General features: G+C 61.8%; 24 protein-coding genes. 23 read left to right on the top strand and 1 reads right to left on the bottom strand.

Annotation, left to right across the window (positions count from 1 at the left end; translation table 11 throughout):
- Nucleotides 1–260: 260 nt before the first annotated feature.
- Together lipA and DIE06_RS02710 are read left to right on the top strand one after the other, a co-directional pair.
- Nucleotides 261–1,250, top strand: coding sequence for a lipoyl synthase (lipA, locus tag DIE06_RS02705; protein ID WP_124660022.1), 990 nt, complete (start codon nucleotides 261–263; stop codon nucleotides 1,248–1,250).
- 225 nt (nucleotides 1,251–1,475) lie between these two features.
- Nucleotides 1,476–2,939, top strand: coding sequence for an APC family permease (locus DIE06_RS02710; protein WP_185733325.1), 1,464 nt, complete (start codon nucleotides 1,476–1,478; stop codon nucleotides 2,937–2,939).
- Between the two features lie 73 nt (nucleotides 2,940–3,012).
- On the opposite strand, the gene DIE06_RS02715 is transcribed toward DIE06_RS02710, so the two are convergent.
- Complete coding sequence (locus tag DIE06_RS02715; RefSeq protein ID WP_200891607.1) at nucleotides 3,013–3,951, bottom strand: LysR family transcriptional regulator; 939 nt, start codon at nucleotides 3,949–3,951, stop codon at nucleotides 3,013–3,015.
- 504 nt (nucleotides 3,952–4,455) lie between these two features.
- Between DIE06_RS02715 and DIE06_RS02720 the strand changes: the two genes are divergently transcribed.
- From DIE06_RS02720 to DIE06_RS02815, 21 genes are all read left to right on the top strand, one after another.
- Nucleotides 4,456–5,433 carry a thiamine pyrophosphate-dependent dehydrogenase E1 component subunit alpha gene (locus tag DIE06_RS02720; protein WP_050011217.1) on the top strand — a complete coding sequence of 326 codons (978 nt, stop codon included), beginning with the start codon at nucleotides 4,456–4,458 and terminating at the stop codon, nucleotides 5,431–5,433.
- A 12-nt stretch (nucleotides 5,434–5,445) separates the two neighbouring features.
- Entirely contained in the window at nucleotides 5,446–6,453 is a 1,008-nt protein-coding gene (locus DIE06_RS02725) for an alpha-ketoacid dehydrogenase subunit beta (RefSeq protein ID WP_048985726.1), read from the top strand.
- A gap of 6 nt (nucleotides 6,454–6,459) precedes the next feature.
- Nucleotides 6,460–7,581: an acetoin dehydrogenase dihydrolipoyllysine-residue acetyltransferase subunit gene (locus DIE06_RS02730; RefSeq protein WP_124630508.1), complete on the top strand. Its 1,122-nt coding sequence runs from the start codon at nucleotides 6,460–6,462 to the stop codon at nucleotides 7,579–7,581.
- Nucleotides 7,582–7,658: 77 nt separating this feature from the next.
- The gene (locus DIE06_RS02735) at nucleotides 7,659–8,414 is read left to right on the top strand and encodes an SDR family NAD(P)-dependent oxidoreductase (RefSeq protein ID WP_050011215.1); all 756 of its coding nucleotides are present in this window, start codon (nucleotides 7,659–7,661) and stop codon (nucleotides 8,412–8,414) included.
- A gap of 27 nt (nucleotides 8,415–8,441) precedes the next feature.
- Complete coding sequence (locus DIE06_RS02740) at nucleotides 8,442–8,855, top strand: heme-binding protein (RefSeq protein ID WP_050011214.1); 414 nt, start codon at nucleotides 8,442–8,444, stop codon at nucleotides 8,853–8,855.
- On the top strand, nucleotides 8,836–9,675 hold the full coding sequence (locus tag DIE06_RS02745) for a putative hydro-lyase (protein ID WP_409364483.1): 840 nt from the start codon (nucleotides 8,836–8,838) through the stop codon (nucleotides 9,673–9,675). The genes DIE06_RS02740 and DIE06_RS02745 overlap by 20 nt, the downstream gene beginning before the upstream one ends.
- 16 nt (nucleotides 9,676–9,691) lie before the next feature.
- Nucleotides 9,692–10,009 carry a hypothetical protein gene (locus tag DIE06_RS02750; RefSeq protein ID WP_050011212.1) on the top strand — a complete coding sequence of 106 codons (318 nt, stop codon included), beginning with the start codon at nucleotides 9,692–9,694 and terminating at the stop codon, nucleotides 10,007–10,009.
- Nucleotides 10,010–10,081: 72 nt separating this feature from the next.
- Entirely contained in the window at nucleotides 10,082–10,531 is a 450-nt protein-coding gene (locus DIE06_RS02755; RefSeq protein WP_050011211.1) for an OsmC family protein, read from the top strand.
- 54 nt (nucleotides 10,532–10,585) lie between these two features.
- On the top strand, nucleotides 10,586–10,882 hold the full coding sequence (locus tag DIE06_RS02760) for a putative quinol monooxygenase (protein WP_050011210.1): 297 nt from the start codon (nucleotides 10,586–10,588) through the stop codon (nucleotides 10,880–10,882).
- A gap of 65 nt (nucleotides 10,883–10,947) precedes the next feature.
- On the top strand, nucleotides 10,948–11,733 hold the full coding sequence (locus tag DIE06_RS02765; protein ID WP_050011209.1) for a LamB/YcsF family protein: 786 nt from the start codon (nucleotides 10,948–10,950) through the stop codon (nucleotides 11,731–11,733).
- Nucleotides 11,726–13,324, top strand: coding sequence for an urea amidolyase family protein (locus DIE06_RS02770; protein WP_124660024.1), 1,599 nt, complete (start codon nucleotides 11,726–11,728; stop codon nucleotides 13,322–13,324). Before DIE06_RS02765 ends, DIE06_RS02770 begins: the two co-directional genes overlap by 8 nt.
- The gene (locus DIE06_RS02775; RefSeq protein ID WP_050011208.1) at nucleotides 13,321–15,033 is read left to right on the top strand and encodes a biotin carboxylase N-terminal domain-containing protein; all 1,713 of its coding nucleotides are present in this window, start codon (nucleotides 13,321–13,323) and stop codon (nucleotides 15,031–15,033) included. The genes DIE06_RS02770 and DIE06_RS02775 overlap by 4 nt, the downstream gene beginning before the upstream one ends.
- Before the next feature lie 165 nt (nucleotides 15,034–15,198).
- Nucleotides 15,199–16,365 (top strand): Gfo/Idh/MocA family protein, encoded by a 1,167-nt coding sequence (locus tag DIE06_RS02780; protein WP_048985716.1) that lies wholly within the window; start codon nucleotides 15,199–15,201, stop codon nucleotides 16,363–16,365.
- A gap of 216 nt (nucleotides 16,366–16,581) precedes the next feature.
- Nucleotides 16,582–17,562, top strand: a complete 981-nt coding sequence (locus DIE06_RS02785; RefSeq protein WP_050011207.1) for a Gfo/Idh/MocA family protein — start codon at nucleotides 16,582–16,584, stop codon at nucleotides 17,560–17,562.
- Nucleotides 17,563–17,611: 49 nt separating this feature from the next.
- Complete coding sequence (iolG, locus tag DIE06_RS02790) at nucleotides 17,612–18,604, top strand: inositol 2-dehydrogenase (RefSeq protein WP_124660025.1); 993 nt, start codon at nucleotides 17,612–17,614, stop codon at nucleotides 18,602–18,604.
- Nucleotides 18,605–18,664: 60 nt separating this feature from the next.
- Entirely contained in the window at nucleotides 18,665–19,630 is a 966-nt protein-coding gene (locus DIE06_RS02795; protein WP_124660026.1) for a Gfo/Idh/MocA family protein, read from the top strand.
- A 19-nt stretch (nucleotides 19,631–19,649) separates the two neighbouring features.
- Nucleotides 19,650–20,723, top strand: a complete 1,074-nt coding sequence (locus DIE06_RS02800) for a Gfo/Idh/MocA family protein (RefSeq protein ID WP_080334126.1) — start codon at nucleotides 19,650–19,652, stop codon at nucleotides 20,721–20,723.
- A gap of 591 nt (nucleotides 20,724–21,314) precedes the next feature.
- Nucleotides 21,315–22,247 carry a LysR family transcriptional regulator gene (locus tag DIE06_RS02805; RefSeq protein ID WP_050011390.1) on the top strand — a complete coding sequence of 311 codons (933 nt, stop codon included), beginning with the start codon at nucleotides 21,315–21,317 and terminating at the stop codon, nucleotides 22,245–22,247.
- Between the two features lie 267 nt (nucleotides 22,248–22,514).
- Entirely contained in the window at nucleotides 22,515–23,219 is a 705-nt protein-coding gene (locus DIE06_RS02810) for a response regulator transcription factor (protein ID WP_060067741.1), read from the top strand.
- Between the two features lie 48 nt (nucleotides 23,220–23,267).
- Complete coding sequence (locus DIE06_RS38135) at nucleotides 23,268–23,432, top strand: hypothetical protein (RefSeq protein WP_185733326.1); 165 nt, start codon at nucleotides 23,268–23,270, stop codon at nucleotides 23,430–23,432.
- Between the two features lie 297 nt (nucleotides 23,433–23,729).
- Complete coding sequence (locus DIE06_RS02815) at nucleotides 23,730–24,503, top strand: SDR family NAD(P)-dependent oxidoreductase (protein WP_124660027.1); 774 nt, start codon at nucleotides 23,730–23,732, stop codon at nucleotides 24,501–24,503.
- Nucleotides 24,504–24,537: the final 34 nt, after the last annotated feature.

A 24,537-nucleotide genomic window follows, 5' to 3' on the forward strand; every position in this document is an offset into this window, starting at 1 on the left:
GGGTTGTATCAACGCGCAACCCGTTGCCTGACGAGGTTTGGAGATTTTTATCATCCTTTGGGTGGACGAGGGATGCACGCGTCATTTCTAGAATGAAATCAATTGCCGGCACACGCGATATCACCGTCCGGCTTGACGCGATGCGCACGTTGTGCGCCTTTCGACAGGGCTTCAGGGAAGCGCGGCATGGCGATCATATCGACCGACAAACAGGCTGTTGACCACCGGTTTTCGCAAGAGCGCCGGACAGGAGGGCGCAAATGACCGATGCGAGCGAGAAGCGGGTGGCCTCGACAAACCCGGCGGTGCGCTACGACGCATCGGAAAAGCAGAAGGCGTACGCGAAGACGGCGCGCATTCCGATCAAGATCGTCCCGATCGAGCCGCTTAGCAAGCCACGATGGATCCGCGCCAAAGTCGCGACGCCCAACACGCGCTTTTTCGAGATCGAGACGATCCTGCGCGAGCACAACCTTCACACGGTGTGCGAGGAAGCGAGCTGCCCGAACATCGGCGAATGCTTCGGCAAGGGCACCGCGACGTTTATGATCATGGGCGACAAGTGCACGCGCCGCTGCCCGTTCTGCGACGTGGGCCACGGCCGTCCCGATCCGCTCGACGCGAACGAACCGAAGAACCTCGCGCGCACGATTGCCGCGCTCAAGCTCAAGTACGTGGTGATCACGAGCGTGGACCGCGACGACCTGCGCGACGGCGGCGCGGCCCACTTCGTCGAGTGCATCCGCGAAGTGCGCGAGCAGTCGCCGGAAACGCGCATCGAGATCCTGACGCCGGACTTCCGCGGCCGTCTCGACCGCGCGATCTCGATCCTGAACGCGGTACCGCCCGACGTGATGAACCACAACCTCGAAACGGTGCCGCGCCTGTACAAGGAAGCGCGCCCGGGTTCGGACTACGCGCACTCGCTGAAGCTGCTGAAGGACTTCAAGGCGCAGCATCCGGACGTCGCGACGAAGTCGGGCCTGATGGTCGGCCTCGGCGAAACCGAAGAGGAAATCCTGCAGGTGATGCGCGACCTGCGCGCGCACGACGTCGACATGCTGACGATCGGCCAGTACCTGCAGCCGTCGGAGCACCACCTGCCGGTGCGAGCGTACGTGCATCCGGATACGTTCAAGATGTACGAGGAAGAGGCGTACAAGATGGGCTTCACGCACGCGGCCGTCGGCGCGATGGTGCGGTCGAGCTATCACGCCGATTTGCAGGCGCATGGGGCCGGCGTTGCGTGAGGGGCGAAGCCGGTGCGCGTGATAAAGCGCGGTTATCGAAAAACATCGCCAACGGCAATTGGACCCGATCAATTTGGCGGCCGACGATGACCACGATACGAACCGGACTGAGTACCGTACCGGCCCGAAACCGATGAAGGGTGCCCGGACACATGAACGATCGCGGCGCGATGCAGCGATCGTTCGATCATGCTGACGATATGTTGGAGGCGTAAGGAGATGGAGATGGATATGAAACTGAATGTGGAAGACGTGCAGATAGAAACGTCTCCGCAGAAGAGGCTGTCGGGCAGCATGGGCGCCGTCGGCCTGGCGCTCACCGTGCTGGCGTTCTCGGCGCCGTTGACGACCGTGTCGGGTTATATCCCGTTCGCGCTGATGTTCGGCGGAGTCGGCAGCCCCGTGATATTCGTACTGACGACGCTGGTATTGCTGCTGTTTTCCGTCGGCTATGTGACGCTCAACAATATCGTGAAGCGCCCGGGCGACTTCTATGCGTTCATCAGCTATGGCATCGGAAAGTCGACCGGCCTCGGCTCCGGCATACTCGCGGCGGTTTCGTACTTCCTACTCCTCGCCGGAGTCACGTCGTTCTTCGGCGTCTCGTGCTCGGATCTCGTGCACGACATGACCGGCATGGCGATTCCGTGGTACTGGCCGACGCTCGCGTGCTGGCTGGTGGTCTCGATGCTGGGATATCTTCATGTCGAGCTGTCCGCGAAGGTGCTGACGTGGGTGATGATTCTCGAGATCGTCGTCTGTCTGGTATTTTCGTTCGGTGTGCTGGCAAAAGGCGGCGTGCCGGGTGTTTCCGCATCCGCTCCGTTCATGCCGAGCCAACTGGCGAACAGTACCAACGTGCCGTTCTGCATGCTGTTCACCGTATCGTTCTTCATGGGATTCGAGGCAACTGCGTTGTTCCGCGACGAAGTGAAAATGCCGGACCGGACGATTCCGCGTGCGACGTATGGTGCGGTCATCTTTATTGGCGTGATTTACACGCTGTGTGCGTACGCAATGATCATGGCCTACGGACCGGAGGTTCAATCGATTGCGGCCAAGACGCCTGCGGCGATGTTCCCTGACGCCTTCGCGAAATTTGTGAGCCCCAGCCTGCACCTGATCGTTTCGGTGCTGGTGATGACGTCGGCGTTTGCGGCGAGTTTGTCCACGCAGAACGTGCTCTCGCGCTATATGCACAATCTGGGCACGGACGGTGCGCTGCCCCGTTTCCTCGGGAAGGTGCACGCGAAGCACGAGTCTCCGTATCTCGCTTCGATGACGGTCTCGGTCATGGTCCTGTGCGTGCTGTTGCCGTTCATTCTGATGGGCGCCAAGCCTGATCTGCTTTACGGGCAACTCTCCGGAGTCGGAACGTCGGGCATCATCATTCTGATGACCATTGTCAACGTCTCGTCGCTGGTCTGGTACGTTCGTCGAGGCAGGCAACAGGGCGTGAGCTTCGCCAAGTCGTTTCTGGCACCGGCGATTTCGTCAGTATTCTTCATCGCGCTGGTTTATCTCGTGGCCGCACACTTCGACGTGCTTGCGGGCGGTGACCCCGGTCAGTACGTGTGGATGTTCTACTGCCTGATCGGCGTGCAGGTCGCGGGCATGGCACTTGCCCAATACTTCAAGCACCGGCGCCCCGAGGTCTTCGAATGCCTGGGACGCAGCCAGAACGGTTGACGATGACGACAAGCCAGGACTCGCCGAGTCCTGGCTTTTTTTGCGCTTGCGCCAAGCAAGCGCGGCGTGGCGCCTAGCGCCCTTCGTAATGCGCGGCGACGTTTTGCGCGAGCCCGGCAACGATCGCACTCAGCGGCATGTCGACGCGGCGGACAAAACTGGCGGTGAACGGCATCACCGGCATCTCGTGGCCGGTGTCGATTCGGCGCAGCCGGCCGCTCGCCAGATGTTCGGCCACGACGTGGTGTGGAATCGCCGCGATGCCGATGCCGTCGAGCGTCATCCGGACGATCGACGACAGCGACGAGTTGCCGAAGATTCTCACGTGATGCAGATGCGACCGATCGAACATCTCCTTTAGCTGCATGTACGGACGTGTCGATCTCGAGAACGTGATGATCGGATGCCGCGCAAGATCGCTCAGCGTGAGGTGGGCCGTGTCGCATTCAAAATCCGACGAGACGATCCAGCTGATCGGATAGCTGCACAACGGCAGATTCTCCGCGTTGCTCGCGTTCACGGGGCCCATCAGGAGCGCGACGTCGATCGTGCCGTCGGCGAGCCCAGCGGTCAGGTTCGGCGTGGCGTCGACATTGACCTCGAGCGTGATCTCCGGGTATTCGATGCTGAGCCGCTTGAGCAGCGCGGACAGCCATGTGTGCACGATCGTGTCGGACGCGCCGAGCTGAACCGTCCCTCCCAGGGCCGTCCGGCCAGCAACTGCCTCGACCATTTCGGCGCTCAGCGAAATCATTTGTTCCGCGTAGACGAGCAGTTGCCTGCCCTTGATGGTCAGGAAGCAACCCCGCTTGTCTCGCTCGAACAGGCGTCCCTTCAGTTGCTGTTCGAGTTGCGCGATGCGCGCGGATACAGCGGGCTGTGTCGTGTGCAACCTTTCCGCGGCACGGTGAAATCCCCCTAGTTGGGCGACGGCGTAAAAGGTCTCCAGGTTTCGAAGATCGATCATGTGGCGAACTCCACCCGCGTGGGGAAAAGCGATTCGATCGCGCATATCCGAATGTCGACCGGCGATCGGACGAGGCGACGCATATCCCCGGTGCGGGGAAGGTTCGATCGATCATAGCGACGAAGGGTGGGGTGCTCAACATAGAACACCCGATTCCCGGGGAGAGCGGACGCGCTGCGATTTCTTTCTCCACCTTTAGGTGGACGAACCTCATCAGGCGCATCACTAGAATTTCAACAACGCTGAAACGAAAAGTGCAATCGTGGCGGTTGAAGCGAGCAGTCGATGATCGATCGCGATCGCACGGTTCGAGTGTCGACGTGAATTCATGATCGGGGTGCGGACTGGCGCTCACGCACTGATAAGAATCGGTGATCGCGCGAAATCGCCAATCACAATTGGACCGGACGAAATTGAACGGTGACGATTGAAATGGCATGTCGGCACTGCTGTCGCGATATTCGTGGGGCGAGCCGGATTTGCAACACGGTCGAGTGTGTCGCGTCGAAGCGCACAGCCACGCACACCATTTAAATTAAGGAGATTGGAATGTCCGCCTTGAAGTTTCCCAGTGAGCGGCTCGTGGACGCTTATCGCGCCATGCGAACGATTCGCCGCTTCGAGGAGCGCGTGATGGACGAGATGGCGACCGGCGACATTCCGGGCAACACCCATCTTTGTGCCGGGCAGGAGGCGAGCGCCGTCGGCGTGTGCCTGCACCTGACGGACAAGGACTACATTTCGTCGACCCATCGCGGGCATGGTCACAGCATTGCCAAGGGATGCGATATCGGCGCAATGATGGCCGAGCTGTTTGGGCGTGCGACGGGAACGTGCGGCGGCAAAGGCGGCTCGCAGCACATCGCCGATCTGCGCAAGGGGATGCTGGGCGCGAACGGCATCGTGGCCGGCGGCGCGCCGATCACGTGCGGCGCCGCGCTCACGGCGAAGTTGCTCGGCACCGGTGGCGTGGCGGTTGCGTTCGCGGGTGACGGTGCGATGAACGAAGGCGTGATGTCGGAGAGCTTCAACCTCGCGAAGATCTGGATGCTTCCGATCGTCTTCGTGATCGAGGACAACGGCTTCGGCGAAGCGACGGCAAATTCGTTCGTCTCGGCCGGCAGCTTCACCCGGCGCGCGCAGAGCTACGACATTCCCGCTGCGGAAGTCGACGGCACCGACTTGTTCGCGGTCTACGAGGCCGCCGGCCAGGCGATCGATCGTGCCCGCAATGGCGGCGGCCCGAGCCTGCTGCAGATTCACGTGCCGCGCTACTACGGTCACTACAGCGGAGACCCCGACAACTATCGCACGCCGGAAGAAAAGAAGGCCATGCGCCAGGAGCGCGATTGCGTCGCCAATTTCCGCAGGCAGGTGCAGGAAGGATCGCAAGTGGCCAGCGGCGAGCTGGACGCGGTCGATGCGCAGATCGAGACCGAGATCGACGCCGCCGTGAGTGCTGCGCGCGCAGCCCCGTTCCCGCCGCTTTCGGCACTGACCGCCGACGTTTACGTGAAGTATCTGTAAGGACCCACAGCAATGGCAAAGAAATCGTTCCGTCAAGCGCTGAATGACGCGCTGCACTCGGAGATGGCGCGTGATCCGCGCGTGATCATGATGGGTGAGGATCTGACCGGCGGCGCGGGCGCCAACGGCGTCAAGGATGCGTGGGGCGGTGCTTTCGGCGTGACGCGCGGGCTGCTCGACGCCTACGGCCCCGAGCGCATTCGCGATACGCCGATCAGCGAGGCCGCATTCGTTGGCGCGGCCGCCGGGGCGGCCCTCACGGGTTTGCGTCCGATCGCCGAACTGATGTTCGTCGACTTCGCCGGCGTATGTCTCGACCAGATCATGAATCAGATCGCGAAGTTCCGGTACATGTTCGGCGGCCGTGCCAAGACGCCGCTCGTGATTCGCGCGACGTACGGGGCCGGCACGCGCTCGGCCGCGCAGCACACGCAGGCGTTCTATCCGATCTTCACGCACATTCCCGGCCTCAAGGTCGTGATCCCGTCGAATCCGTACGACGCGAAAGGCCTGCTGCTCCAGGCGATCCGCGACGACGATCCGGTGATCTTCCTCGAAAACAAGATGCTGTACGACACCGTGGGCGAAGTGCCCGACGGCGCATACACGATTCCGTTCGGCGAGGCGCGGGTGGTGCGGGACGGGAAAGACGTGCTGATCGTTGCGCTCGGCCGCATGGTCGGCGTGGCGGAGACGGCCGCTCGCCTTCTCGCGGCGGACGGCGTGTCGGCATGCATCATCGATCCGCGCACGACGTCGCCGCTCGACGAGGACACGCTGCTCGAGTACACCGAGGACATCGGACGGGTCGTGATCGTCGATGAGGCGAATCCACGCTGCAGCGTCGCGACGGATATCTCCGCGCTGCTGGCCGACAAGTGCTTCGACTCGCTGAAGGGGCCGATCCGGCTCGTGACGGCGCCGCACACGCCGGTGCCGTATGCACCGAACCTGGAAGACGCGTACGTGCCGTCGCCGGAAGCCGTCGTGAATGCCGTCAAGTCGATTCTGAAGGGGTAATCAATCATGTCGTTCATTGAAGCCGTCACCATCCCCAAGTGGGGGATGACGATGACCGAAGGCACCGTGCTCGAATGGCACGCGAAGGAGGGAGACAAGGTCGAACGCGGCCAGGAACTCCTCGAGGTCGAGTCCACGAAGGTCAACAACGTGGTGGAGGCGACCGTGTCCGGGATCCTGCGGCGCATCGTCATCGACGAGGGCGAAATCGCGCCGGTCGGCGCGCTGATCGGCGTCATCGCCGATGAAGCGGCGACCGAGGAGGAAATCGACGCGCTCGTCGCAAGCTACGCGCATCGCCTGAATGCGGACGACGGCGAGGCGGGTGGTGTGGTCGCACCGAAGGCGGTCGCCGTGTCCGGCGGCAGCGTGAACGTGCTGGAGCTCGGCCCCGAAAGCAACGAAACCGTGTTGTTCATTCACGGCTTCGGCGGTGACCTGTCGACCTGGCTGTTCAACCAGGGCACGCTCGCCGAGCAGTTCCGGACGATCGCGGTGGACCTTCCCGGGCACGGCGCGTCGACGCCGATTACCGGTGGTGGCGTGATCAAAAAGATCACTATGGCGGTCGAGGAAGCGGCGAGCGCGATCACGTCCGGGAAACTGCACCTGGTCGGTCACTCGTTCGGCGGCGCGATCGCCGCGGCCTTCGCGGCCGCCAACCCGTCGCGTGTCGCATCGGTGACGCTCATCGCGCCAATCGGTCTGGGCAAGGAGATCAACCGCTCGTTCGTGACCGAATTCGTCGCCGCGGAGCGCCGCCGTCCGCTTCAGGCCGCGCTGGAGAAGCTGTTTGCCGATCCGTCGAAGATCACGAGCGAAATGGTCGAGGGCACGCTTCAGTTCAAGCGGCTGGAAGGCGTCCAGGAGGCGCTGTCCGCGATCGCCGACACCATTGCCGACGAAAACGGCCAGGTTCAGACGATCGGTGCGATGCTGGCTGGACTCACCTGCCCCGTGATGCTGCTCTGGGGCGAGCGCGACGCCATCATTCCGGTCGCGCAGGCCAACGACCTGCCGTCCACGGTGCAGTTGCGCGTGATTCCGGACGTCGGCCATATGCCGCAAATGGAGGCAGCGTCTGTTGTGAACGATGCGCTGCTGGAGAACATCCGTCGCGCCCGATAACCGCTCGTGCCGGGCGGCGGGACGCCGATTCGGCGATGTGAAGCGGTTATCGGCGCAGTGATCTTGAGGAAACAGTCATGTCAGGACGTTTGACAGGCAAGCGGGTACTTCTGACCGGCGGCGTTGCCAATATCGGTCTCGCCATTCTGGAGTCGTTCGTTGCCGAAGGTGCGACCGTATCGGTCGTCGATATCGATGAGGTCAAGGGCCGCGCGCTCGAATCCCGGTTCGGCGATAAGGTGCGTTTTTTTCGAACCGACATCTCGAGCGAAGACGAGATCAAGGCCGTCATCGAGAAGTCGTCGGAATGGATGCGCGGCATCGACACGTTGTGTCTGAATGCCGGCGTCCAGCTCTCCGGGCGGATCGAGCAGTTCAGCACCGAGAGCTGGGACAAGGTCTTCGGGATCAACGTGCGGGCCAACTTCATTTTCGCGCGCGAGTCGCTCCGTCACCTGAGAGCCGCGCAGAAGTCGTCGATCGTGATGATGTCGTCGCTCGCGGGCAAGCGCGGCGGCACCGGCCTCGCATGCTACTCGGCGTCCAAGGCGGCCATCATCGGTCTGACGACCACGCTTGCAATCGAGCTCGCGCCGGACGGCGTGCGTGTCAATGCCGTGTGTCCCGGCTGGATCGATACGCCGTTCAATCAACCGGTGATCGATTTCATGGGTGGCCGCGACAAGCAGGAGTCGGCGGTTCGGACGGCTATCCCCCTTGGCCGACAGGCGACGCCGGACGAGGTCGCGCCGCTGTTTGTCTACCTCGCATCGGACGAGTCGTCTTACGTCACCGCGCAGGCAATCAATGTCGATGGCGGCGCGTACAACTGACTGCCGTGCAGAATCGGGAAGAAACCAATGAGCAAGCAGATCACAAATGAAGCCGCACGGCGGGCGATCGAAGCGGGCGTCGCGAAGGCGAACGAACTGGCGCAGCGCTCGTCGTTGTCGATCGTGGATGCGGGCGGCCACCTTGTTGCGTTCACACGCGTGAACGACGCGGCGTTCGGCACGATCGAAATTGCGCACAACAAGGCGTATACCGCCGCAGCACTGCGGTTCCCTACCGATTACTGGATGAATTTCGTCCAGCCCGGAGCCGAGCTCTACGGGCTCGAGCGCGCGGCGTCCCGCCCGCTGGTCGTGTTCGGCGGCGGCCTGCCGGTGAAGCACGGCGACGAGGTCATCGGTGGGGTAGGCGTGTCGGGTGGTCCGGAGGAAGCGGACGTGGCGATTGCGCGTGCGATGGTTGCTGCGCTCGGCGAGAACTGAACATCTTCCTGCAAGGGTACTTTCAATGGAATCGACTGCAGGTACGCGGACGATGTCGGCCGACCAGGTTCGGCTGCTGATTCGCGACGGCAAGCTGCGTGCGCCGACGACGGGATACGCCGATGGCTTCATGCAGGCAAATCTGGCAATTCTGCCGAAGATGTACTCAGATGATTTTCGCGAGTTTTGCCGAATCAACCCCAAGAGCTGTCCGCTGGTGGGAGTCGGGCAGCCCGGCAACCCGGGGCTGGACGGACTGGGCGTGATCGACATTCGGACCGACGTGCCCCGCTACCGCGTGTACCGGAACGGGGTTCACACCGATACGGTCGACGATCTGGTCGATCTGTGGCGTGACGATCTCGTGACGTTTGCGCTCGGTTGCTCGTTCTCGTTCGAGAGCGCGATTCTGCAGGCGGGGATCGACATTCGCCACATCAGTGCGAACCGGAACGTACCGATGTACGTGACGAACATCCAGACGGCGGCCGCGGGGCCGTTTCATGGCCCGATGGTCGTGTCGATGCGCGCGTTCAAGCCCGCAGATGCAATCCAGGCAATCGTGCTGTCGGAACGGTTTCCGCTCGCGCACGGTGCACCGGTTCATATCGGTGACCCGGCGGTCATCGGGATTCGCGACGTAACCCGGCCGGAGTTCGGCGATCCGCCGGTGATCGAGGACGGTGACATCCTCGGTTTCTGGGCTTGTGGGGTCACGCCGCAGATGGCTCTTCAGGCGGCGAAGCCGGATTTTGCGATCACGCATGAACCGGGATACATGCTCGTCACCGATTTGCCGGCGCACACCGCGGCCGTATGAGCCAGGAGTCGTTGCAATGTTCGATGCAGAAATCGCCGCGAAGCTGCTCAATCGCGGAACGTCGCAGGCGTCGGACGAATGTGGCATGCAACACCTTGACGTGTTGCGCGAAGGGTTGCTCGATTTTTCTCACCGGATCGAGCGTCTGGCCGTGCAGGACGCCGGTTCCGAGGTTCCTCGCGAGATCGAATGGCTGATATTCCGCGACGGCTCCCGTGCGTTGCGCATTCGTGCCGATGATGCACATACGTGCTGGAGCGAATGGGTTTCGATTGCGAAATCCGGTACCGTCAAATCGATAAAGAGTACGAACAAATATATTGTGACGGAATGAAGCGGCAAGGCCGTCGAAGCTTGTCCGCAATGGAAATGACTGATTGGCGAGGAAGCTCGCCGGGAGAAGCCGATGTCCGAGCATGGAGTCCGACTGGAATGGACTGTCGATAAGCACCACGAGCGAGAAGGGACCTATAGCCGGGACCACCGCGCGATCATCAGCCCGACGGTGACGATCCCTGTCTCTGCGGCTCCCGATTATCTCGGGAACGAAAGCCTGGCCGACCCGGAGCAGTTGCTCGTCAACGCGCTCGCGAGCTGCCACATGCTGTACTTCCTTGCGCTCTGCGAGGGAAGCGGGTACGCGGTCGAATCGTACTCCGACAACGCAGTGGGGAAAGTCGAGAAAAGTGCTGACGGATTTCACTGGGTATCCGAGATCGTGCTTCGACCGCGCGTGACGTTCCGGTCCGAAAAGCAGCCGAACCTTGCGCAACTGGAGCGACTGCATCACCGCGCCCACAAGGGGTGCTTCATCGCCAATTCGATCAAGTCGAAAGTGGACATTGAACTCGGCTGAGTTCTGACAGGGAAGTGCCAGCAGCAAATCAACAACCGCAAACAGGAGAGTGAGATGAAGAAGGATGGTCTGGTCGTGGTCGCAACCGTCGTGGCTCGAGCCGGTAACGAAGACGTGCTGCGCGAAGCATTGAAGGAGCTGGTGCCGTATGCGAAGACGGAGCCGGGGTTCATTCAATACGATCTCCACGAATCGACCGAGACGCCGGGGCAGTTCGTTTTCTATGAAGTCTGGGAAGACGAAGCCGCCCTCGAAACCCATTCGAATACCGAGTTCGCGAAGGCGTTCGGCGCACGGGCGGGACAATGGATCGAATCCGTCTCGCTCAGCAAGTTCCGGAAAATCGCGTGAATCCCGCGCGAACACCCGAGCAGCATCGCGTGTTCGCGCACTGAAGGAATCCTGTAGGCAGCGTCATGTTAAGCATTGATTTGAACTGCGATCTCGGTGAGAGCTTCGGCGCGTGGAGCATGGGCGACGATGCGGCGATGCTCGACATCGTGACGAGCGCAAATGTTGCCTGCGGTTTTCACGCCGGCGATCCGGTGGGCATCTATACCGTGCTGCGTGAAGCGGCGCGGCGTGGTGTTGCCGTCGGTGCACACGTCGGCTATCGCGACCTGGTGGGCTTCGGGCGTCGCAACATGCAGCCGTCACGCGAAGAGTTGATGGGCGACGTGATCTACCAGATCGGCGCGCTTCAAGGGCTCGCGAAGGCGGCGGGCACGTCAATTCGCTACGTGAAGCCACACGGCGCGCTGTACAACACGATCGCGCGCGACACCTACCAGGCGGCGGCCGTCATCGACGCGATTCTCGCGATCGATTCCACGCTCGTGTTGATGACGCTGGCCGGTGCGCCGATTGCGGATCAGGCGCGCGAAGCAGGCATCACCGTAGTCAGCGAGGCGTTTGCGGACCGTGCGTACAACGGGGATGGAAGTCTTGTGAGTCGCCGCTTGGAAGGTGCGGTCATTCACGATCCGACTGCCGTTGCGCGTCGCATGTTGCGGTTCGTGCAAGAGGGTGTCTTGACTGCAATCGACGGAACGGACATTACGGTTGATGCGCAGTCGATCTGCATTCACGGAGACAACCCGTCGGCCGTTGCGACCGCTCGTGTGCTGCAGACGCAACTCACCGCGCGCGGCGTTGCGCTTCGGCCATTTGCCAGTGCGTGCGGGGGAGGGAACCGTGCCTGAGCAGATGCGCATCCTTTCGGCTGGTTCTACCGGCGTCCTGGTCGAGCTTGGAAGTCTCGAGACGACGCTGGCGCTCCTCGACAGGCTTCTCGCAAGCGAAGTGGACGGTGTCGACGAGGTCGTCCCGGGCGCGCGTACCGTACTGGTTCGCCTCGATCCGGCTGTCGTCGATCGCGCGGCGCTGATCGAGCGGCTCGGGCGGCTGGACGTGTCCGTTCGCCGGGAGCGCGGCGGGAGCATGTTCGATATCCCGGTTTCCTACGGCGGAGAAGATCTGGGCGAGGTCGCCGAACTGTTGGGATGGTCCGTGGCGGAGCTTGTCCAGCGACATCTGGATGCAGTCCACTCGGTCGCGTTCACCGGATTCGCACCGGGGTTTGCGTATATGACCACCGACGATCCGGGATTCGATGTCCCCAGACGTAGAACCCCCCGTGTGCGTATCCCGGCGGGTTCGGTCGCGATCGCGGGGAAATTCAGCGGGATTTATCCGTCCGACAGCCCTGGAGGCTGGCAGCTTCTCGGCACGACGCAAGTGCCCATGTGGGACGCGACGCGCCCGCGTGCGGCATTGCTCGCGCCCGGTGATCGGGTCCGCTTCCGCGATGCGAGTAAAGGTGCGGTCGTTCCGGTATCGGCACGACTGGAGCCGACGCGGGTGCGCCGGGTTTCGGGCAGCGGCATCGCGGTGACGCGTGCGGATCGCCCAGTGCTGTATCAAGATCTCGGCCGACCCCGTCAGGCTGACCAGGGTGTCTCCGTGTGTGGTGCCGTCGACCGCGCCGCGCTACGACTCGCGAACGCCTGTGTTGGCAATCCCGAGCGTAGCACCGTGCTCGAAGTGACGTTCGGCGGTCTTTCGCTGGTGCCTGATCGTCCGGTGACCCTGGCTGTAACGGGGGCGCCGTGTCCGATTTCGATTCGCGACGCAAATGGCCGCGTGACGGTTGTCCCCCATTCGCGTCCGTTTGCCGTCGATGCGGGCGAGGAAGTCTCGCTCGACATTCCCGGCCGCGGCATGCGGAGCTACGTCGCACTGCGTGGCGGGTTTGTCGTGGAGCGCACGTTGGGGTCCGCGTCGACCGATACGCTTTCGAGGATCGGCCCGTTGCCGATCGCCCGCGGCGATGTTTTGGTTCCGGCCAACGAGGCGGCGACGTTCGTCGAGCCGGAACCTCTGGTCGGACGGATGCTCCCGCGTGCTGGCGACGTCATCGATGTCGACGTCGTCCCGGGGCCTCGCACCGACTGGTTTACCGACGATAGCGTCGCACGTTTTTTCTCGCAGGAATGGCGCGTCACACCCGAGTCGAGCCGGGTCGGCATGCGACTGTCGGGCGACCTGGCGCTGGCGCGGCGCGACGACGCGGAGCTACCGTCGGAAGGCACGTTGTTCGGATCGATTCAGGTGCCGCACAGCGGCCAGCCGGTGGTGTTCCTGACCGATCACCCCGTCACCGGCGGGTACCCGGTGATTGCCGTCGTCGCGGCCCATCATCTCGGCATGCTCGGGCAGATTCCGATCGGCGCCCGTATCCGCTTCAACCCGATATCCGCATTCGATCCGCAAGTGAAGGAACTCGTTCGATGAAGAAGCTGCTCATCGCCAATCGCGGCGAAATCGCCATTCGCGTCATTCGCGCCGCGCGCGACTACAACGTGACATCGGTCGCAATCTACTCGGACGCGGATGCCGGTTCGCTGCATGCCGAATTGGCCGACGAAGCATACGGGCTGGGTGCGGGCCGCCCGGCGGAGACCTATCTCGACATCTCGAAGATTCTGGCGATCGCCCGTCGCGCCGGTGCCGATGCGGTCCACCCGGGCTACGGCTTCCTGTCCGAACGCGCGGAGTTCGCCCAAGCGGTAATCGATGCCGGACTGATCTGGGTCGGCCCGTCGCCGGCGGTCATCACCGCGCTCGGCGACAAGGTGCAGGCCCGGCGTATCGCATCGAAGGTCGGCGCGCCGCTGGTCAGGGGATCCGACGGGCCGTTGAACAGTGCGTCCGACGCGGTCGCCTTTGCGCGGGAAGTTGGCCTGCCGCTGGCGATCAAGGCGGCGTTCGGGGGCGGCGGCCGCGGCATGAAGATCGTCCGACGCATCGAAGACGTCGCGGAGATGTTCGATTCGGCCGTCCGCGAGGCGACGGAGGCGTTCGGCCGGGGCGACTGCTACGCCGAACAGTTTCTCGACCGTCCGCGCCATATCGAGGCGCAGATCATGGCCGACCATCACGGCAACACCGTCGTGCTCGGCACGCGCGACTGTTCGCTGCAGCGCCGAAACCAGAAGCTCGTGGAAGAGGCTCCCGCGCCTTTCATCACCGTCGAGCAGCGCGCGCGCATTCATGACGCGGCGCGAAGGATATGTGCCGAGGCCGGCTATACGGGGGCGGGCACGGTCGAGTTTCTGCTTTCTCAAGACGGGGTCATCTCGTTTCTCGAGGTGAACACGCGGTTGCAGGTCGAGCATCCGGTGACGGAGGAAACCACCGGTGTCGACATCGTGATCGAACAACTGCGCATCGCGGATGGCCTTCCTGTGTCGATTACGGCGACGCCGGAGCCCCGCGGTCATGCGATCGAATTCCGTATTAATGCGGAAGATCCGGGTCGTGGTTTCTTGCCGACACCTGGCGCGATCACGCGCTTTCGTCCGCCCGCAGGTCCCGGTGTGCGGCTCGACTCCGGTGTCGAATCCGGCTCGCAGATTCCGGGACTGTACGACTCGCTGATGGCCAAGCTGATCATTACCGGCGATACGCGCCAACAAGCGCTCGCTCGCGCCCGTCGTGCGCTTGCCGAATTCGATATCGAGGGAGTGGGTTCGGTGCTGCCATTCCATCGGGCGGTACTCGAGGAAAAGAGCTTCAGCGGCGAAGATGGATTCAAGGTTCATACCAACTGGATCGAAACGGAGTTTGGCGGGGTCGAACCTTCCGGACGCGTCACGCCGGCTGAGGGCGGGCTGCTGAAAAGCTTCATCGAGATCGATGGAAAGCGTCACACGATCGGTCTGCCTGCGTCGCTGTTTGCGAATGTCGGCGTCCCGCGAGCATTCGACGATTCGGCGAAGGCGGAAGCGGGCGCCGACATCGTGACGGCGCCGGTTCCTGGAACGCTGCAGAAGTGGCTGGTGGGGGAGGGTGCGACGGTGGCCGAGGGCGATGCCGTCGCCATCATGGAAGCGATGAAGATGGAAATGCGTGTCGTCGCACCGAAAGGTGGTCGAATCCGCATCCATGGGGAAGCCGGACGTCCGGTCACGGCGGGCGAAAAGATCGCGGTTATCGAGTAAGGAGCGAAAGCGACATTGAATCGAGCGTGAATTGTCGAGATGTAAAAGATGCATGCCACATCATTCGGAATCCTGAGTGACTGGCGAGAAACCCAATTGATGCCGGAAGCGTCAAGGAATCGGCTGAGTGCGTCACGAGTACGACAGCCTTATTGGAGGAAAACCGTGAAAAAACTGAATGTCGCTCTGGTGGGCACTGGCTTCATGGGCAAGGCCCACTCCATCGCAACTGCCGTGGTGCCGATCCTGTTCGGCTCGCCGGTGGAAATCGAACGCAAGGTCGTGGTCGACATCGACGACGAACTCGCACGCAATGCAGCTGCGCAATATGGGTTCGCCGAGCACGCGACGGACTGGCGCGAAGTGGTGTCGCGCCCGGATATCGACATCGTCGACATCTGCACGCCGAACGACACGCACGCGGCGATCGCGATCGCCGCCGCGAAGGCGGGCAAGCACGTGATGTGCGAGAAGCCGATGGCCATGACGGTAGCCGATGCGGAAGCCATGCATGCGGCCGCGAAGGAAACGGGCGTGGTCACGATGATTTCGTACAACTATCGCCACACGCCGGCGCTGCAGATGGCCAAGCGGTTGATCGACGAAGGGCGTATTGGCGAGATCCTGACGTTCCGCGGCTACTACCTGCAGGACTGGGGCGCGGATCCCAGCACGCCGCTGTCGTGGCGCTTCAACAAGGAGAAGGCCGGCTCGGGCACGCTTGGCGATATCGGCACGCACGTCATCGATGCGGCGCGCCTGCTCGTCGGCGAGTTCGAATCGGTGAACTCGATCGTCAAGACCTTCATCGCCGAGCGGCCGCTGCCGGCGGGCCGTTTCTTCGGCCCGGCAGGTCAGGCATCGTCGGAGAAGGGCAAGGTCGACGTCGACGACATGGCCATGACGATGATCAAGTTCAGCAATGGCGTGTGCGGAACGATCGAAGTGACGCGCAATGCGTGGGGCCACCACAACCAGCTCGGCTTCGAAATCCACGGTACCCGTGGCTCGATTGCGTTCGACTATCAGCGCCTGAACGAACTGCGTGTGGCGTTCGCGGACGATCCGTCGGACGCGTTCGGCTTCCGCACGATCTACTCGGGCCCGCATCAACCGTTCGGCGACAAGCTGTGGCCGGTTGCCGGGATGGGCCAGGGCTACATCGATATCAAGTCGATCGAGTGGTACAACTTCCTGCAGGCCATCGCCGGGAACCAGCCTGCCGCGCCGAACTTCGAGGACGGCGTCCAGATCGAGCGCATCGCCGACGCGATCCTCGTGTCGGGGCAAAGCGGCGTGTGGGAACACATCCAGCAGCCGGCTCGCGGATAACACGGCCGCCGCCTGAAGTCGTGCGGAGGCGGTGAGCTCCTCGGTGAGTGGCGAATCGGTAACGCGGCTCGTCGGTAATGGATCCGGCGAGCGCCTCCTCATCTGCGGCCAACGTCGAAGCATCACCGTCCCGGCGGCGAACTGCGATAGATCCGGATGCGGCCTCCACTACGGCCGCGTTCGAACGATAGCGTGTCAATAGATCGGAGGCAGGGGATGACCTTGGCAATTGGGGTGATCGGTGTCGGCGTAATGGGATCGGAGCACGCGCGCATTCTGCGTGAGGAGACGTCGGGTGCGGAGTTGGTCGCGGTCTGCGATGCCGATGAAGGGCGCGCGCGGACCGTGGCGGGCGGCGCGAGAGTCTATACGGACCCGCGGCAGCTGATTCGCTCCGAGCATGTCGACGCCGTTCTCGTTGCCGCACCGGACACGCTGCACGGCGACCTCGTACTGCAGTGCATCGAGGCCGACAAGCCGGTTCTGTGCGAGAAGCCGCTGGCCGGTACGGCGGCCGAGGCACTCAAGGTCGTCGACGCGGAAATTGCGAAGAGCCGACGGCTGGTCCAGGTCGGTTATATGCGTCGTTTCGACCAACCGTACATCGAGATGAAGCGTGCTGTCCGGGAGGGCGACATTGGCGCACCGGTTGTCGTGCACAACGTCCACCGAAATCCCATCGCGCCGGACTGGTTCAACGGCCCGATGTCCATCACCAATGCGTTCGTTCACGAAATCGATGCAAGCCGCTGGTTGCTCGATTCCGAACCTGTTGGCGCACGTGTCTACAGTGCTGGAAACGGCGATCCGCTGGTCGTCGTGATGGAAATGGCCGGCGGCGTAATCGTGTCGTCGGAGGTGTTCATGAATTGCCAGTATGGCTATCACGTGCACGTACAGGTCGTCGGGCGAAACGGAACGATCGAGACTGCTCCGCCCGGATGTGTCGGCAGGAATGCCGGCGGCTACGGCATGACGGCCCATGCCGGAAACTGGATCGACCGATTCAGGTCGGCCTATGTGAAGCAGCTCAACGAGTGGGTCCGATCGATCGGCGCCGGCACGTCAAGCGGTGGTGCAAATGCCTGGGATGGCTATGTCACGACGGCAGTCGCAGAGCAGATCGTCGCTGCGATGGGGCGCGGAACATCATTGACGTTCGCGGCCGGGCGTTACCGTCCGACGATGTACGCGTAGTCATGCCAATCCGCGGAAATGCAGAGGTTTGCGCCACTCAGGAGGAAAAATGATCAGAATTGGAATTCTCGGATGTGGGCGCATTGGTCAAGTTCATGCACTCGGTATCAAGCAGATTCCATCGGCAACGCTAGTCGCGGTAGCTGACGTCAACGAGAGCGCCGCAGCGGCCTGTGCTGACCGATTTGGGGTTGACGCACGCGATGCATCGGACATTCTCGAAGGGAATGACATCGATGCGGTGGTGATTGCGACACCGTCATCGACGCATTTCGATCTCGTTCACGCGGCGGTGGTTGCGCGAAAGGCCATCTTTTGCGAGAAGCCCATCGATCTGTCGTCGGAGCGGGTAAGGGCATGCATGGATGCCGTCGAGAATGTGGGCGTGCCCTTCATGACGGCGTTCAACCAGCGGTTCGACCCGCGCTTTGGTGAGTTGGCGCGTCGCGTGCACGAGGGTGAGATCGGAAATGTCGAGACCATCACGATCACATCTCGTGATCCGGCGCCGCCGCCGCTGTCGTATCTGAAGACGTCCGGTGGTCTCTTTCGCGACATGATGATTCACGATTTCGACCTCGCGCGATTCCTGTTGCAGGAAGATCCGGTGCGAGTGTTCGCCACCGGATCGGTGCTGGTTGATCTGTCCATTGCGGAGGTCGGCGACGTGGATACGGCGGCAGTCATCCTGACGACGAAGTCGGGGCAGATCTGCCAGATCTCGAATTCGCGCCGCTCGATCTACGGCTATGACCAGCGACTCGAGGTTCACGGATCGCGCGGCATGCTACGTGTCAAGAACGTTCTCGAGTCTCAGGTGGAGCATGCCACGGAAGTCGGGTTCGCCATGCCGGTCGCGCAACCGTTCTTTCTCGAGCGCTTCGGCGCCTCCTATCTGGCCGAAATGCGCTACTTCGTCGACACCGTGTCGGCAGGAAAAATGCCGCAACCGGATGCCGGCGATGGCCTGAAGGCCCAGTTGATCGCCGATGCGGCCACGCTTTCGTGGCAGCGCGGGCAGCCGGTGGACATCGCTGGCTGATCGACATGACCGGCATGGGCAGGCCAGCCGGTGGGCATTTCACACATATCGGGTGCTCTCATGAAGATCGGTATCATCGGCCTCGGCAACGTAGCAGAGTTGCACGGAACGGCTCTCGCCGAAATGGATCCGCAGTTGTTTTGCGGCGGCTGGAGTCGCACTTACAGGAAGGCGCGGGAATTCGTCGACAGGTTCGGGGGGCGCGCATACGAAACCGTTGACGAACTGCTGGGCGACAACGCGGTCGATGCGGTTGTCGTGTGCACGAATACCGCGTCGCACTTCGACATGGCCAGGCGTGCGCTACTGGCAGGCAAACACGTATTGCTTGAGAAGCCGTTGTGCGCGCACGCGACGCAGATTCGCGAGCTTGCGGAGATTGCACGTTCGCAATCGAGGATCTGCATGCCTTCCCACAATTACGTCTATGCAGACAGCATGCGGCGACTGCGTGCCCATGTTGCTTCCGGGAAACTGGGAAGGATCGTCAGTTTCTGGGCGATCTACAACAAGCGACATGACGCTTCGATCGGCGCGCCGGATCTGACGATGCGCGAACTAATGGTGCATCACGCGTACTGCATGCTGTATTTCGTCCGTCGCCCGTCGTCGGTATTCGCGACCGGTTCCAATGTGCACTTTGACGATCCGAACGCCGACGATCAACTGATGATCACCGCGGAATATCCTAATGGAACGATTGCGAATCTGTGGGGAAGCTTTTCAGCCGACGATCGCAGTCGGGAGCCCTGGTCCGTCTATTTCAAGATCATCGGCTCCGACGGAAGCGGCGTGATCCCGTGGGATGTCACGAAGTTTGGCGACGCGAGACTTCCGTTCTGGGATGACGCGACCTACTGGGACAGCTTTCTTCAGGTCGAAAGCTTCTTCGTGAACGAATGCGTCGCGAAAGGTACGACCCCGTTGTCGACGCTCGACGACGCATATGACGCAGCCGTCGTGCTGGATGCGGCGCGTCGGTCTCTGCGCGAGCGGAGCGCCGTGCCGGTCGTCTACGGTTCCTGAGCAACGCATAGAGGCAAACATGATCAGATATGCTGTTGTAGGTGCTGGATGGATATCGCAAGAGGCGTTCATGCCGGCTGTTGCCCAGACGGGAAATTCGGCGATCGGCGCGTTGGTTTCCGGAAATCCTGACGGCGCGCGGAAGCTCGCGAGATTCCACGGCGTCGATACGATCGTCGGGTACGACGACTACGACCGGATGTTGAACAGCAATGTCGTCGACGCGGTCTATATCGCCGTCCCCAACCCGCTCCACGCCGACTATGCGATTCGCGCAGCGCGAGCCGGAAAGCACGTATTGGTCGAGAAACCGATGGCGACCAACGTCGCGGATGCCGAGGCGATGATTGGGGCGGCAGCCGAGGCCGGCGTGTTGTTGAGCACCTGTTACCGCTTGCATCACGAGGCAGGGACGATCGCGGCACTGGAAGCGATCCGGGAAGGCCGCATCGGTGATCCGAAGTACTTCTGCGGGATGTTCGGATTTCAGTCCGCGACGGGCAACCACCGGCTGGACAGCAAGAACTGGGGCGGCCCGCTTCAAGACATCGGGATTTACTGCGTCAACGCGGCGCGGCATGTCTTCTCCGACGAACCCGTCGATGCGTCGGCGATCACGACGCGCCGGCCCGGAGATTCCCGCTTCTCGGACATCGACGACGCCATTGCTGTCACGTTGCGTTTCCCTCGCGATCGAATCGCGCAGTTCTATTGCAGTTTTGGCACGGCGTCAATCGATATGTACAGGGTGCTGGGAACCGAAGGGGACCTGACCATGGAGCCCGGTTTCAGGTTCGAAACGCCGACGCGAATGGTACTGAACGCGAAGGATGCTTCGGAGACGATGCATTTCCGGCACTGCGATCACTTCGGCGGGTTGATTCAGCAGTTTTCCGAATGCATTCAGAAACGCAGCAAGCCTGCGTCGAGTGTCGAAGAGGGCCTGGCTGACCTGAGGGCCTTGCTGGCGATCGAGGCGTCTGCTCGCACGGGAACGGTGGTGTCCATCGAACCGACGCGTTTCGTCCGCCGAAACCTGACGCTCGATGATGTGCGCGCCGTACCGAGAACGGAAAAGCGGCTGCTGTTGTAGGCGTTCAAGTCGAGAGAACTTGCGCGACACACTATCCGAGGCTCGCTCGGCGTGCCTCGAATTCCTGTCGCGGATGCAGATCCGTGGCGCGAGACTTAGTTGTAGCCGAGGATCGATACCGACCGGAGATCGGGCCGATCGGGAACATTCGCCGCGATGGAAGACATCGGTTCACGCAGAAGGGCGGTGTACGGAGAGACGTTTCGCTGGTCCGTGGCGGGTACGTTTCGATGGTTCGTGCGGGTGACCGAGGCAGCGTTGTGAAGGGCGGTGCCGAGAACTTTCCGTAGCGTCATGGGGCGAGGGTCCAGATATATCCGTCGTTTCGAGATTCGCGGTTTGCCGAATGGCTTTCGCACTCTACGTCATAAAGAAGGAATGCGAATAAATAATAGGATCGGAAATGATCTTGAGCCAACGAGAAATTCCGCACACGGCTGTCAACATTTTCCTGACAAGCAGAGACGAACGTAGCGATGTTCGACGCCAATGTGCTGTCTTCGCCGTGTTGATTCGAGAAGATCGACGGACGCAGGCAGGTGTTCTGTGGCGTATGACGGGACGGAAACCTGCATCCTCGACGGTGAGGCAATGAATACACGCTTTCTGGAGACGTTCGTGACGCTCGCGCAACAAGGCAGCTTCCGGGCTACGGCGCGTCTTCTTCATACTTCGCCCGCGACGATATCGACACGTATCAAGGCGTTGGAAGACGAATTGAGGACCGAGCTCGTCGATCGAACGGCGGCGGATTTTCGTCTCACCCTGTCTGGGCAGAGCTTGTTGACGCTGGCGATGAACGTGGTAGACGCGACTCGTGCGCTCAAGAAGGCAGCCGGTCTCGATCTCGCGTTACGCGGACCGATACGTTTCGGCGTGATAGACACGATCGTTCACAGCTGGCTTTCCTTGTATGTGACGCAGTTGAGGGAGCGCGTCCCGGGCTTGGTGGTCGAGCTGACCGTAGATTCGAGCCCGGCACTGAACAAGAAAATCCTGCAGGGCGAGCTCGACATGGCTGTCTGCGCAGAGGTTGTTGGGAGCGATAAGGTCACGTCGAGCAGGATTGCAAGCTATCCGGTTCGATGGATTGTCAGCCGGGAGCTGCTTTCCGGTTCGGACATGGATCCGGTTCGCCTCGCCCTGGCGCGGCCGATACTGACATTCGGAAGGGGCACCACGTCGCACCTGGCGGTGGAACGCATCGTCCGAACACTGGCCGGTGGAGCCGGCATCCCGGACGAGGCGATACGCATAACCTGTGCCTCTTCGGTCGCTGCGATCGTGCAATTGGTGCGTGATGGATACGGTGTCGGGGCAGTCCCGCACTTGTTCGTGCATGACGAACTGGAGAACGGGCGAATCGCCGAGCTCGCGCTGGAGCCGCAGCCGCCGTCGATCGACGTGTCGTTGTGCATGCCGGTCAATGCATCGCCGGCCGTCGTAGCGGCAGCCGACGCGGCCCGGGATGTGTGCGCTACATACTGCCGAGGAAAACCGGAGACGCTGATTCGGGCCGCGTGACCGATCATCCCGATTGAGGTCGTTCGGGCAGTGGGGGTGTACCGATTGACTTTCGGATTATGGTCGCCGGCGGGTATATGACTTCCCTAGTATGATTCGGCGGCGCGTTGCGGTACCCTGTCCCATTAGGTATCAGATGTTAGTCTGGTGCGAATTTCATGCTCTCCGCTCGTGAGGCTTTCGGTTTCGGTGCTGGCGCACTTGTCGGGCCGCTGATTTCGGGCGATCGGCGCTCGCGCTCATCCCTACCGGCAAAGAGAATTGGCGATGTTAGTCGAAGTCAGCAAATTCAGGGAATCGCAGGAGTTCGCTCTTCAGACCGTTAACTTTGCACGGTCGATGCTCAATTGTTCGGCCGCCGTGTTCACATGGCTCGATTCGCACGACCAGCTATTGCCGCACACCCAGATGGGATGGCCCGAAGAGACCATCAAGGACTATTACACGGTATTCGCCTCGGCCGATCCGCTGAACGTCTATCGTCTGATCAAACAGCGTGCGACCGTAGTGACCCTCAAAGGGGCAAAGCGCGACGACCAGCACTCCAGTTGGTCGGATTACCAGCGGAAGTACGGGCTCGTGGACGAAGTCGGGTTCCTGTTTTGGGCGGGAGATACGCCACTAGCATGCCTCTCCGTCATCAAGAAGCAAGGCGATAGCCCGTTCTCGACTCCCGAACCCTTCGGACAGATGTACGACTATATGCAGCACAGCTTCTCGATGCTTGCGTCCGTCAAGAAGGTCCAGGCAGACCACGCGCTGCGAAACGAGTATTTCCTGACGGAGCGGGAGCTCGCAGTCGCGTCTCTGATGACCGCCGGCCTGTCCAACAAGGATATCGCCGAGACGCTGGGCATCGAGCTTGCCACCGTCAAGTCGCACGTCATTCGAATCCTGGGCAAGCTGGGCATCGAGAGCCGAACCCAGCTTGCGGCATTCTCCGCCGACCTGGGCACACCGACCACGAAATAGCCTGGGTGCACCGGGGCGGTGCGTTCGTCCTCGTCACCGGTTGCATCAATGGAAATTTTTCTCATCCTTTGGATGGACGAGCGGCGTCTTGGCCATACATACAATGGTTTCAAGGCCGCCGGACATCATTCAGACGGTCGTAACGCTCGCATTGGTTCATGCCTGTTGCGTGGCCTGACAGCTCACTTCATCGATCACGATCTTCAACCTTGAGGATGGTGCGCGTTACACATGGCTTGAGCGGCGTCCGGCTGTCAATTCGCATAACGAATTAACTTTCGATGCGTGACGGGTGTTTGCCGAGTGCCGGTTGATGGTGGACCGTCTTCGGTCCAGCTCGCCGAACTGATAGAAATTCGTGATCTGCATGCATCGAGAATCACAATTGGACCTCGTCTAATTGGCGCAAGACGATGCATGCACGCGAATCCTGGAAACAGAAAGCGCACGATTCGCCGGCTCAGTGAGCAGCGCACGTGCTGGTCAAAGTGAAGTCAAGGAGACGTTTCAGTGAATGATTATTCCGGGCGCGTGGTTGTCGTAACCGGTGCTGGTTCCGGCATGGGGCGAGCAATGGTTCGCGAGTTCGTTTCGAGAGGGGCGAACGTAGCCGCACTCGACATCAATCTCAAGAATGCCGTTGCCACCGCCGAAGCGTTGGCGAATCCGTCGATGGCGTACGCACATCAAGTGGACGTCAGCGACCCGCGTAGCGTCGAGGCCGCTGTCAAGGCGGTGATCGAGCGTTGGGGGCACATCGATCTTCTGTGCAATAACGCCGGCATTCTGGATGGACACGCGACGGCTCACGAGGTGAGCGTCGAAGAGTGGGACCGCGTCATTGCCGTTAACCTCACGGGACCGTTCCTGATGGCCCGAGCGGTCATTCCGCAGATGCTGAAGCAAGGCAAAGGGGCGATCGTGAACACGTCGTCCACCTCGGGCTTCAGTGCTGCGGGTGGCGGGACCGCCTACACGGCGTCCAAACACGGTGTGATCGGTCTGACTCGACAACTCACGTTCGAATACGGCGCGCGCGGCATTCGCGTCAATACGATTTGCCCGGGCGCAACCGCAACCCCGCTGGCGATGTCGGAGCACACGACGGCGAATTCGCCCGATATGGAGGCGGCCCTTCAGAAATTCCCGGCCCGCCGCTGGTGTCAGCCGGAAGAAATTGCCAAGCTCGCTGCGTATCTGGGCGGCGACGATGCCGACTTCGTGCATGGCAGCGAGTACGTGATGGACGGCGGCTGGCTTGCTGCTGCCCGGGATCCCTTCTGAGCGGGCGTTTGGCTACACGCGTGGCGCGGCGCAG

It is taken from the genome of Burkholderia sp. Bp8998, from assembly GCF_003854235.1.
Lineage (GTDB): Bacteria > Pseudomonadota > Gammaproteobacteria > Burkholderiales > Burkholderiaceae > Burkholderia.